Genomic DNA, 11,681 nt, shown 5'->3' with positions numbered 1-11,681 from the left:
CCGCTACTTCACCGCCAAAGTTCCCCGCCTCTGCTACGAGCGCACACTCACTGTGGACTGTCCCATCGCGACCGGAGTATCGAAGGCATCTGCCGTCACCTGATTGCCGACCGGCTCGACATCACCGGAGCCGGCTGGGGCCTTCCCGGCAACAAAGCCGTCCTGAAGCTCCGTGTGCTGATCAGTAACGGCGGTCTCGATGCCTATCGGCGCTACCACATCACCGAGATCACCGTCGTCCATCACATCCCTGATCAGGACGAATACACCCTGACAGCCTAATCAACGCAGTGCCTGCGACAGCAGCTGAACCCATCACAGTAGAGCACCTCATTTCGACTGACATCTCTAGTTGATGCATATACCGGCAATCGCCATCAATATCGTCCACGCCGTGCAGTGGTCTGCGGAACCGCCGTCCGTACTGATGGCCGCCGTACCGTTGATGCTGGTCTGGCCGATACCGCTCGCACCGGTGTCATCCATCTCGTGCGTGTGATCCAGCGTGTGGGTGTGGGACTGGTGCCGGCCGCCGGTCGTGCCGCCGCCCGGAACGCTGTGCGCATGGGTGTTGAATGCGCCGCCCGTTGTCCCCGACGTTCTGGCGATGGGCCGTGACGCTGTCAACGACCAGCCGCACGGGGACGTATGCTCCCTCGTCAACGCGCGGGTTCCCACACAGAGCAGTAGTCCGTCGATGTCCGGTCACTCCCCGGCGAAGCCGCCGGGGAGTGACCGACTTGCCCGCCACCTGTGCTACCGGCAGGCCGCCGATGCGGTTACCGGCGCACGGCGCGGGTTCGGCGTTCGTGGTGTCAGTTGTGGCCGCCTGCGCGCAGACAGCGCCAAGTCTTCGGCCCGACGATCCCGTCGGCCGCAATGTTGCACGCCTTCTGCTGCTCCCTGACGGCCTTTTCGGTCTTGCTCCCGAAGACGCCGTCAATCGGGCCGGGGTCAGAGCCCCAGTACTTGGCCAGGCACTGGATTTCGCGGACGCGGTCGCCGCTGGCGCCCGGGTAGACCGTGTCGTTCCAGGCCCAGCTGTACCCGGCGGTGTAGCCGTGGTAGTTCGTGCTGACCCGCCAGTGGACGTTGCAGGACGCGGCGACGGCCGGCGCCACGGGGGCGGTCGCCGGTGCGGCCGTGGTCGCAGGGGCAGCGGCGATCAGACTGCTGCCACCCAGCAGTACAGCACCGGCCAGCAGTGCTCCGCGCTTTCGTATCGACATGTCTTCTCCCTGGTGAGGGCCGGTCGTGACCGGCGGACGGCTCTTGGCCGCGCCCAGTCCGGCGGTGCCGGGCCGGCGCGCGGGACAGCGAGGCAACCTGTGCTTCCCAGACCACATGGTTGGTTCCTCGCGGCTCTCAGGTTTGGCCTGCCCTGCGTTGTATGGCTGCTGCCTTTCGACCGCCGGACAATGGCCGGACCACCCGGGTCAGGCCGTTCGGCCAGGAACGTTCTTGCCGCACGGTTAGGCGCTGCCTAGCCTGGCCGCCCCAAAAGCACCGGGCGGCGGCAGTTCGCGGGGAGGCTCGATGGCGGGACGCAAGGAGAAGCCGCTGGACCCGACAGCGGGCCCGGTCGAGCGGTTCGCGTATGAGTTACGCACGCTGCGCCGGGAAGCGGGCGGGCCGACCTACCGCGAGATGGTCAAGCGGGCGGGCTATTCGGTGGCGACGCTGGCCCAGGCCGCTTCGGGCGATCAGATACCGTCCCTGCCGGTCGTCTTGGCGTACGTGCGGGCCTGCGGCGGCGACACTACGGCGTGGACGGCACGCTGGCACCGCCTCACCGAAGAGACCGCGCCCCGGGACGAGGCGGAGGAGAGCGAGCCGCCCTACCGCGGCCTGGCCCGGTACGAACCGGGCGACCACACGAGATTCTTTGGCCGCACGCAACTCACCGACGACCTGCTGCGCCTGGCGGTCGGCCACCGGATCACCGTGGTCTTCGGCCCGTCCGGCAGCGGCAAGTCCTCCTTGCTGCGCGCCGGCCTCATACCGCGCCTGCGGACCGCCGACGACCCGGCCCTGCGCCCGGCGGCGATCCGCATCTTCACACCCGGCGCCCGCCCCCTGCACGAGCACGAACGACGGTTCGTCCCGGCCGACGGCGCCGGGGACACCTGGCTGGTGATCGACCAGTTCGAGGAGGTCTTCGCCCTGTGCACCGATCCGGCCGAGCGCACCCAGTTTCTGGAACGGCTGCTGGCCGCCCGGGGCGCGGGCAGTCGGGTGCGGGTGGTCCTGGGGGTGCGGGCCGATTTCTACGCCCGCTGCCTGGAGCACCGGGGCCTGGCGGTCGCGGTCCGTGAGGCGAGCCTGCCGGTCACCGTGATGACGCCGGCCGAGCTGCGCGAAGCGATCGTCAAACCGGCCGCCGCCGAGCGCCTGATCGTCGAACGTGCCCTGACCGCCCGCCTCATCGACGAGATGAGCGACGCACCCGGTGCCTTGCCCCTGCTCTCCCACGTCCTGCTGGAGACCTGGCGCCGCCGCCGCGGCCGCACCCTGGCCCTGGACAGCTACGAGGCTGCCGGCGGCCTGCGCGGCGCCATCGCCCGCACCGCCGAAACCCTCTACGCCCGCCTCAACCCGCCCCAGCAACAGGCCGCCCGCCGCATCCTGCTGCGCCTGATCACCCCGGGCCAAGGCACCCGCGACACCCGCCGCCCCGCGCCCCGGGGAGAGCTGGCCTACGACGAGACACAGGCCACCGACACGGTGCTGGCCCTGCTGGCCGCCGCACGTCTGATCACCCTGGACGCGGACACCGTCGACCTGGCCCATGAAGCACTGATCACCGGCTGGCCGCGGCTGCAGCAGTGGATCGAGGACGAGCGTGGACGCCTGGTGCTGCACCGCCGGCTGACCGAAGCCGCCACCGCCTGGCAGGAACTCGACCGCGACCCGGGAGCGCTGTATCGCGGCACCCGCCTGGCCGCAGCCGAGGAAGCCTTCACCTCCCCGGCCGCCCGTCGCGGCCTGACCGGACTCGAACGCGACTTCCTCACCGCCGGTATCACTGCCCGCGACCGCGAACAGCACGCCGCCGCCCGCACCACTCGCCGCCTGCGCCGCTCCACCGCCGCCCTGGCCACTCTGCTCGCCCTCGCCCTCACCGCCGGGCTGGTGGCCTACTTCCAATACCGCACCAGCGAACAACGACGCCGCCAAGCCCTGAGCGCCCAGCAGACCGCCGTGTCACGCCAGTTGGCCGCACAGTCGACCGGACTCTTGGCCGACAACCCCGACCTGGCCTCTTTGCTGGCCCTCTACGCCTACCAGGCCCGGCCCACCCCCGAGGCCGCGGCCAGCCTCCATGCCGCTGCCGCACTCCCCCTCAAACGCCGTATCACCGGTCATCGGGGCAGCGTCCGCACGGTGGCGTTCAGCCCCGACGGGCAGCTTCTGGCCGTCGCCGGCACCCAGGACAACACGGTGCAGCTCTGGAATGTCCCGGCCGGCACACTGCACGTCTCCCTCCCCGGACACACCGGTGGGGTGGGGGCGCTGGCCTTCAGCCCGGACGGGCGCACCCTGGCCAGCGGCGGCAGCGGCCACAGCGACCGCGACGACACCACCGTGCGCCTATGGGACGTCGCAACCGGCAAGACCCGCACGGCATTCCGGGACGTCTTCGGCCCGATCACTGCGCTGGCGTTCAGCCCTCACGGGCGAACCTTGGCCATCGGCAGTGAGTGGGGCGCCCTGGACCTGCGGGACGTATCCAGCGGCAAGCCCCATGAACTTACCCTTGAAGGACCCGGGTCTTCGATCGGCGGGGTGGGGGCGCTGGCCTTCACCCCGGACGGGCACACCTTGGCCATAGGAGCATCGGACGGCGCGGTGCGGCTGTGGGATCTGGAGAACGAGGAAGTCCGCACGATCATCGGCCGGCCTACCGCCGGCGCGACGACGTCTGTCGAGCACACGCGGCCCTTTGCGTTCAGCCCGGACGGCCGCTGGCTGGCGACCAGCCACAACGGGGTGCGATTGTGGGACGCGGCCACGGGGCAACCCCACGCGTCTTTCACCGGGTCCACCAAGAACGTGACATCGGTGATGTTCGCCCCTGGCGGGCGCAGCCTGGCCGGCGGCAGCGTGGACGGCACGGTGCGGCTGTGGAACGTGGCCTCCGGCAAGGTCCAGGCCACCCTCACCGGACACAGTGCGCGCGTCGGCACGGTGGTATTCAGCCCGGACGGCCAGACACTGGCCAGCGGCAGCGACGACACCACCGTACGGCTGTGGAACGTGACGACCCAAAACCTCCGGGCCACCCTCACCGGACACAGTGCGCGCGTGCGCACGGCGGCGTTCAGCCCGGACGGCCAGACGCTGGCCAGCGGCAGCGACGACACCACCGTACGGCTGTGGAACGTGACGGCCCACAACCTCCGGGCCACCCTCACCGGGCACACCGGACGGGTCGCATCCGTAGCGTTCGCCCCCAGCGGACGCACGCTGGCCAGCAGCAGCACCGACGGCACAGTACGACTGCACGACGCCACGACCCACCGGACGCAGGCCGTGCTGGCGGCTCCTACCGGCGTCGAGCGGACTCTCGCGGGGCCCATAGCCTTCAGTCCCGACGGAAAGACGCTTGCCACCGCAGGCACGGGGGACACCCCGGTGCAGCTGTGGGACATAGCCACCCGAAAAATCCGCGAGGTTACAACGGCCCCGGCCCAGTCGCTGGCCTTCAGCCCCGACGGGCACACCCTGGCCGGCGGCAGCAAGGACGGGACCATCCGGTTGTGGGACCCCGCCACCGGCAAAGCCCACAGCGAGTTCGAGGGCCCCACCGGGACCTCCGCGGCGCTGGCCTTCAGCCTGGACGGCCGCACCCTGACCAGCGGCAGCGTGGAAGGCAATGTGCAGCTGTGGGACCTGGCCACCAACAACGTGCGGGCCGCGTTCACCGGACACAGCCTCGGGCCCCTCGCGGCCGCAACCTTCACCCGCAGGGGAGAACTCCTGGTTGCCGGCGGACGCGAGGACGGCACGGTGCGCATCTGGGATGTCGCCACCGGCAAGAAGCGCACCACCCTCCCCGGACACATCGGCCCGGTGACCGCGGTAGCGTTCAGCCTCGACGGGAAGACCCTCGCCAGCGGCAGCGCGGACGGACGCCTGCAACTTTGGGACATCTCCCTGCCCAGCCCGGCCAAAGCGATCAGCACCATCCGCCATGCGGTCAACCGGGACCTGACACGCCAAGAACGCGAGGCGTACGTGACCGGCGAGCGATCAGCCTTCATCGAAGGAATCATTCCTGAGAAGTGAGCCGCACCCAGGCCCGGACGGCCACTCGTCAGGAACTGCCGACGCCTCTGGCCCTCAACTGGTGGCTGCGGCCAGGGCGCGGCTCATGTCCCGATGCGGCGTGAGCCCTGGAGACCCCGTGAAGATGCTGAGCTGCTGTTCCGGCCCTCGATCACGGGGTGGGGTCGGAATTGTGGGCATGATGGGGCGGACGTCCGAGGAGCCGGTCGGGCCCAAGGTCTTCTCCGTATGCCGGGAGTTGATTCCTGCCGCGAGTGTATTCGCGGTGCCGGCCGAGCACCGAGTTCTGCTGTTCCCAGGGGATGTTCGCAGGCACGTACCCGTCGTCGGACGGGCGTCCGTCGGTGCCGTCGGGCGAGCCCGCCTGCATTGTGGTGCTGCAGGTGCCACGCAGCATGTCGGACGTCGAAGCCGTTCAGCACCTACGGTATGACCTGCGATGGCAGGCCGCGTGTGGGCTGGGCCAGAACGATCCGGGGTCCGGTCCCTCACTGTCGGTGTACTTCCGGTGCCAACCGGCCTGCTCGACGCAGCCGGATCGGATCGCCGAGAAGGTGCGTGAGGTGGTAGCCGCCACCGGCGTACTCCAGGGCACCGCCAGCGCCTCGCCCCACACCGCCACCTTGCCGCTCCCGAAGGCCTGCATCCCGCCCCGGCCTGGCTCACCGCCGCAGCCAGCCGTCCACGACCAGCGGCCACGTCCATCCCGAAGCGTCTCCCCGGTAATCGCAACAGACGGCGTGATGTACGTCGTCACCGGAGTCGGCCCGCACCGCGAGCAGTGGCGGGACTACGTGCCGGATCTGCCGTAAGAAGCCCCGTGTCCGTAGCGGTGACACGCCGCGGTCCGGTGGTGGCCAGGCCGCGGCGAGGACAAGACCGACGGAATCAGGTGCCGGTGAGGGCGATGGCCAGGTCGGTGATGTTCAGCGGGAACTGGGCGATGGGGGTGGCCTGGCCGGTGAAGACGTTGATGCTGTAGAGCGACGGGGTGCCGGCGCCGTACGGGGTGAGGGAGGCGAAGGCGGCGTTGTCGACCGCCTTCCCGCCGGACAGCGTGCTGTAGATGTCCATGCCGGCGTTGAGCCCGGCGTCGATGCCGAGGCTGCCGGTCGGGGCGAGTGTGCCGTTGTTGGCCGGGGACTGGAGGACGACCTGGTCGCTGCTCGTGTTGATGTCGGCCAGCGCGGTCGCGGTGGCCGTGCTGAGATCGTTGTTCGTGTACGCGGCGGCGGTGACGCCCTTGGTCGTGCCCTCCGCCGGCGGGGTGGTGAGGTTCAGGTCCTGGATGGTCGTGTGGTCGTTGAGGTTGTGCCGCAGGTTCTGGCCGTTGTCGCTGATCACGCGGAGCCGGTCGGCCGCCGGGTTGAAGTCGACGCCGAACGCCGTACCGCGCAACTCGTACTGAAGCTGGGACACCTTGGTGACCACGACGTCCTCGGTGCCCTGCGGAGTCCTGATCGTGTAGATGCCGCCCTTGTTGCCGACGCCGTACAGGATTCCGTCCTGCACTCGGAAGTCGATCCCGACCAGGCTCGTGTCGCCGCTGAGGCCGGTGACGGCCCTGACCCAGTCGAGGACGTTCGGCCGGTCGGTCTTGAACGCGACCATCAGAGTGCCGTCGCCACTGATCCCGAACGCACGCAGGCCCGGGGTGGCGGCGGGCGCGGCGGAACCGGTGCCCGACGTGCCGAGCATGAGCGCCACGGACGTGACCGTGACCGTCACTGCCGCCATGATTCTCTTTCTCGTGCCTGCTCTCATCGGAGCCCCCTCCGGTTTGAGCGAGCGCCATTGCGCGGCGCCCGGCTGAGATTTTCCGTACGATCGCCCGTACTCATTACGGAGTCATGCCGGAGTCACGCCCAGAATGACTGCCACGGTGTTCCCTACGAGCGTGTACGCGGTTCTCATTAAGGCCGCTTCACGGCTCCTGCACAAGCGGAAGAGGTGACGAGAACGCCCCGATCCGGGAATTTTGCGCACTGTGACAAAAGCCTGGTCGCATGCTTGCCGCAGATTTATGCGCAGTGATGAACGCCGTCCGGAATTCACCTGTCGGCCAGTACGCCTGAAATGGCATGCTCGCATCCGTGGGGAGCCTCTTCGCCGAACTGGCCCGGCGGGCGTCGGCCAACGCCCGCCGGGAGGTCGAGGCGTACACGCGCGAGATCCCGGAGATCGGACTCCTGGACAGGAGCCCCCGGGCACGGGCCGCGACGCTGGAGCACTCGCTGTGGCTCCGGCGCCGGACCGTCGAACTGTCGCCGGACAACCAGGCGTTGACCGATGACGATCTCGACCACATCGCATCGATGGGCGAGCTGCGGGCCGGGGCGGGAATGTCGCTCGACGCACGGCAGCGGGTCCTGTGGCTGCACACCGCGCTCATGCTGCGCGAGATCAACGAGGCGACCGAGGCTCAGCGCGGCGGCGGTGTCGAGGAAATCATGCGCATGATGACCTGGTTCGCCCCACAGGGTGAACGTGGCATCGGCGCCTACTGCCAGGGATTCGTACGGGTACTGCGCCGCCGGACACAGTACGTCGAGCAGGTCGCCCTGTTGACCCGGTCACTGTTGAACGGCGATCCCATATCGGTGGAACTCGCTTCGGCCGTCGACATGGAACTGCCGGATCACTGGGCCGTGACGGTGTTCCGGATGCCGGACCGTCCCGGCGATGACCGTTTCCTGGAATACGAGATCGAGACGCTGGTGAAGAGCCACCGGGTGCCGGTCATGTGGGGTGCGGAGACCGGAGACGGCAGCGGTGAGCTGATCGCCCTGATTCCCCTGGGTTCCGGCGCGACGAAAGCGGAAACCGTAGCGCCGCACGCCGTTCTCGACCTCTTGCCCGATCTCGCCCCCGACCATTTCTCCGAGCTCGTACGGGACTTCGCCCGGGCCCTCGGTCAGCCCTGCGCCGTCGGCACCGCCACCGCGCCGCTGCCCGAACTGGCCGACGCCCTCGACCGGGCCCGGCGGATCAGCCGGGCGGCCCCGCTGCGCCGGGCGTCCGCCCGACTCCGGCCGCATACCCTGGCCGATGTTTTCGTCGAACTCGCCGTCGTGGATGTGCCGTTCGTTGACGCATGGCTGCGCGACGTGGCCCGACGGCTGGACTCCGGCCCGGACCTGCTCGTCACCCTCGACGCGTACTACCGCCACGACATGCACCGCGGCGCCACGGCGACCGCCCTCAACGTCCACATCCGCACCCTGGACTACCGCCTTCGCCGCGTACGGGAACTCACCGGCATCGACCCCGGCTCGGCGCGGGGCGTGCGCACGCTCAGCGCAGTCGTCACCCGGCGCCTGTCGGGAGCATGGCGCTGACCCCATCGGGCGCGCCGGACCGGAGTGGCCGCCGTCCCGCCCGTACTGCCGATCCGGCAGGCGGGGCGGTAGGCGAATCCAGCGGCTCCCAGCAACCGCCCCTCTCCCTGCTGCGCCGTACCCTCACCCCGAGCGGCATCCTGCTCCGCCTCGGCCGGCCGGACATCTTCGGTGAAAGGGGCTCGGCCGGACCTGCGCAACCGCGATCAGCCAAGCGATCTTGGGGCGCCCCGGGTTTGCATGCCCCACGCCTCCGGCACATTGGCGTCCTCACCGCGCCATGAGGGCGCCCATGACCGCGCCCATGGCAACAGATGTCACCTGTGAGGCCCGTCTGACGTGGCTCCCGGGCCACGGTCCTTCGTGCCGGCGCCCGGCTCGACGGAGCGCCAGCCCCTGAAGATCAACAACAGCGGAAACACCAGCTCGAACACGCCACCCGGAACGAGGAACGCGGTTCCGGCACCGGTATCGAGATCGGCTGCTCCCAACGCATCCGTCAGGACCCCCGCCAGCAGGGCGGCGTAGCCCACCACCCCCAGCAGCGACAGCCACCTGGCGATCAGCCCGGAACGCAGCAGCAGGTGGGACAGAATGAGTCCGCCGGTGCCGGACAGAGCGTAGACGAGCAGGTGGTAGTCCCCGAATTGCCGTCGGCTCGCCAGAAAACAGGCTCCCACGACGAGGATCGCCGTGCCCTCCGTGGTCCGGAGAACCAGATAGCTTTCTGACAGGCGCTTCCCGTGTGGCTTGAGTACGGGAAGCAGGGCGATGCCGATGGCAATGACCGCCAGAGCCGTGTACCACTCCATGAAGACCCCGCCGAGCAGCGTCCCGCTGCTCGGCTCCGCATCGGAGAAGTACGTTTGCACGAGGGAGCTGCCGACGGCAAAGGTGATGGTCGACGAGATGAAGAGCAACCCCACAAGAATGGCGGTCCTCCTGTGCGACATGCGTATTCTCCTCTGCGTCATGCTCGTGGAAACCGTGCCGGCGTGAGTTGGTGACCGGTACCGGCGTGCGTTCCCCGATGCGGGCCCAGTCCTTGGGCTGTCCCGCAAAATCCCTGTAGTAGCGCCGAGGGCCCCGAGCCCCGGCAGGCGTCGCCGGCATCCCGTGCGTCGGCCTGAGCCCCATTCGGCCGGTGCCGGGGCCGGCGTTCACAGCAGGCCCAGGTCCCGGGCGCGTAGTGCGGCCTGGGTGCGGTCGCGCAGGGCGAGGCGGCCGAGGATGCGGGAGATGTGGTTCTTCACGGTGCCCTCGCTGAGGTAGAGCTGCGTGGCGATCTCCCGGTTGGTCCTGCCCTGTGCCACCAGGCGCAGGATGTCGATCTCGCGCGGGCTGAGGGCGACGGCCGGCCCTGCCCCGGAGACCGGCGAGGGCAGGCAGGCGGCGAGGTGGCGGGTCACGGAGGCGTCGAGCTGGGTGACGCCCGCGTGCGCGAGGCGCACCGCGTGGGCGAGTTCGTCGGCCGGCAGGTCCTTGAGCAGGTAGCCGCAGGCGCCCGCGCGCAGCGCCTGGACGACGTACTCCTCGTCGTCGAACGTCGTCAGCATCACCGCCCGGCACTCCGGCGCCTCGCGGCACAGGACGGCGACCGCCTCGACACCGTCCATCCCCGGCATCCGGACATCCATCAGCACGATGTCCGGGCGCAGTTCGAGCACCTTCGCGACGGCTTCGCGGCCGTCCACCGCCGTGCCGACGACCGTGATGCCCGGCCGGAGGGACAGCAGCGAGGCGATGCCGTCCCGGATGAGCCGCTGATCGTCCACGACCAGTACGCGAACCGGCGTCGCCTCCTTGCTCATGTCACGCCGTCCCCGCCGCGGCCTCGCGGCACCGTCACCGTCAACCGGGTGCCCCGGCCAGGGCCGCTGTCGATGTGCACGCTCCCGCCCGCCAGGTGCACCCGCTCCCGCATCCCGAGCAGTCCGAATCCGGCGCCGGGCCCGCCCGGGGTGAAGCCGCGGCCGTCGTCGGACACCACAAGGCGCGCCGCGTGTTCTGTCAGGCGGACCGCCACCGTCACCCGCGAGGCCTGTGCGTGGCGTCGCGCGTTGGTCAGACCTTCCTGCGCGGCCCGGTAGAGCGCGGTCAGCGCCGCTGGACCGTAGCCGTCCTCGGATCCCTCCACCTGCACGGTGACCCGGGGGCGGGCCTCGCCGTCGCGCGCCAGCCCCGCGAGCATCGCCGTCAGCGACGCATGCCTCTCCTCGCCCCGCAGTGCCTGTACGGACTGCCGTACATCGCCCAGCGCGCGTTTCACCGACAGCCGCGCCTCATCGACCGCCCGCTGGGCGGAATCGGGTTCCGTGGCCCGGAACTCGGAGGCGATCTCCAACTGTACGCAGACGGCGGTGAGGTGGTGCCCGAGGCTGTCGTGGATGTCCCGCGCGAGACGGTTGCGCTCGGCCGTGGCGGACAACTCCGCAACCTGCGCGGCGTACTGCTCAAGGGCGCGCCGCACCCGTTGTTCACCGATGGCGACGGCCGCCGTGGAGAGCGCCAGGACCAGGCCGACGCAGAGCATCAGCAGGTCGGACACGTGCTCCGCGTCGCGGTACCAGCCAGGCGCGGACACCACGTACCTGGTGAGGAGCGCGGCCACGCACAGCACGGCCAGCGCGAATGCGGTGCAGCGTCCGAGAGCGAAGTAGGCGGTGAACGGCAGGAGCACGAAGAGGACCTGGGCCAGCCCGGACACGTCGAGGGCGGCCACCACCGCGATCAGGGCGCCCCGCGCGAGCAGCGGCAGGCACGCCCGGGCCAAGGTCCCACGCCGCTCCAAGGCTTCCACGGCGGCCAGCGCTACGAGCCCCGCGGCGAACCCGGCCGTGCGCCAGAGCGTTGGGCCGGGGCCGGGGGCGAGGCCTGCCAGCGTGTAGTAGAGGCCGCCCGCCAACACCGCGGCGTACAGCAGGGGCGACACCCACGGCACCGGTACGTACGCAGCCATGCGCCACCCCCTCCTGCGTGCCGCCCAGGCTAGGCGGGCCGCGGCCGGTGGGCGAGGGCGCGAAGCGGCTGCAGGCGGGTGTGGCCGTTCGGCAC

General features: G+C 70.1%; 9 protein-coding genes. 3 read left to right on the top strand and 6 right to left on the bottom strand.

Features of this window, described 5'->3' with window-relative positions; all coding sequences use genetic code 11:
* Nucleotides 1–33: 33 nt before the first annotated feature.
* Both IH45_RS1000000151030 and IH45_RS1000000145260 read right to left on the bottom strand, forming a co-directional pair.
* Complete coding sequence (locus IH45_RS1000000151030) at nucleotides 34–243, bottom strand: hypothetical protein (protein WP_158813101.1); 210 nt, start codon at nucleotides 241–243, stop codon at nucleotides 34–36.
* Nucleotides 244–815: 572 nt separating this feature from the next.
* The gene (locus IH45_RS1000000145260; RefSeq protein WP_030667604.1) at nucleotides 816–1,229 is read right to left on the bottom strand and encodes a peptidoglycan-binding domain-containing protein; all 414 of its coding nucleotides are present in this window, start codon (nucleotides 1,227–1,229) and stop codon (nucleotides 816–818) included.
* Between the two features lie 307 nt (nucleotides 1,230–1,536).
* On the opposite strand from IH45_RS1000000145260, the gene IH45_RS0115940 reads away from it, so the two are divergent.
* Both IH45_RS0115940 and IH45_RS1000000151025 read left to right on the top strand, forming a co-directional pair.
* Nucleotides 1,537–5,289 (top strand): nSTAND1 domain-containing NTPase, encoded by a 3,753-nt coding sequence (locus IH45_RS0115940; protein WP_050514894.1) that lies wholly within the window; start codon nucleotides 1,537–1,539, stop codon nucleotides 5,287–5,289.
* A gap of 302 nt (nucleotides 5,290–5,591) precedes the next feature.
* Nucleotides 5,592–6,101, top strand: coding sequence for a transposase (locus IH45_RS1000000151025; RefSeq protein ID WP_158813099.1), 510 nt, complete (start codon nucleotides 5,592–5,594; stop codon nucleotides 6,099–6,101).
* A 76-nt stretch (nucleotides 6,102–6,177) separates the two neighbouring features.
* Here IH45_RS1000000151025 and IH45_RS0115930 read toward each other — a convergent pair whose 3' ends face one another.
* A complete protein-coding gene (locus tag IH45_RS0115930) occupies nucleotides 6,178–7,026 on the bottom strand; it encodes a DUF4394 domain-containing protein (protein WP_030667598.1) in 849 nt (282 codons plus the stop codon).
* Between the two features lie 356 nt (nucleotides 7,027–7,382).
* On the opposite strand from IH45_RS0115930, the gene IH45_RS0115925 reads away from it, so the two are divergent.
* Complete coding sequence (locus IH45_RS0115925) at nucleotides 7,383–8,627, top strand: PucR family transcriptional regulator (protein ID WP_030667596.1); 1,245 nt, start codon at nucleotides 7,383–7,385, stop codon at nucleotides 8,625–8,627.
* A gap of 317 nt (nucleotides 8,628–8,944) precedes the next feature.
* On the opposite strand, the gene IH45_RS0115920 is transcribed toward IH45_RS0115925, so the two are convergent.
* From IH45_RS0115920 to IH45_RS0115910, 3 genes are all read right to left on the bottom strand, one after another.
* Nucleotides 8,945–9,580 carry a DUF4386 domain-containing protein gene (locus IH45_RS0115920; protein ID WP_030667594.1) on the bottom strand — a complete coding sequence of 212 codons (636 nt, stop codon included), beginning with the start codon at nucleotides 9,578–9,580 and terminating at the stop codon, nucleotides 8,945–8,947.
* Between the two features lie 207 nt (nucleotides 9,581–9,787).
* Nucleotides 9,788–10,438, bottom strand: coding sequence for a response regulator (locus tag IH45_RS0115915; RefSeq protein ID WP_030667592.1), 651 nt, complete (start codon nucleotides 10,436–10,438; stop codon nucleotides 9,788–9,790).
* Nucleotides 10,435–11,586 carry a sensor histidine kinase gene (locus IH45_RS0115910; protein ID WP_030667589.1) on the bottom strand — a complete coding sequence of 384 codons (1,152 nt, stop codon included), beginning with the start codon at nucleotides 11,584–11,586 and terminating at the stop codon, nucleotides 10,435–10,437. Before IH45_RS0115910 ends, IH45_RS0115915 begins: the two co-directional genes overlap by 4 nt.
* Nucleotides 11,587–11,681: the final 95 nt, after the last annotated feature.

This window comes from Streptomyces rimosus subsp. rimosus, from assembly GCF_000720725.1.
GTDB classification, from domain to species: Bacteria; Actinomycetota; Actinomycetes; order Streptomycetales; family Streptomycetaceae; genus Streptomyces; species Streptomyces rimosus_A.
Note: the sequence above shows the minus strand (reverse complement) of the source record. Positions and strands in the feature narration are given on the sequence as shown.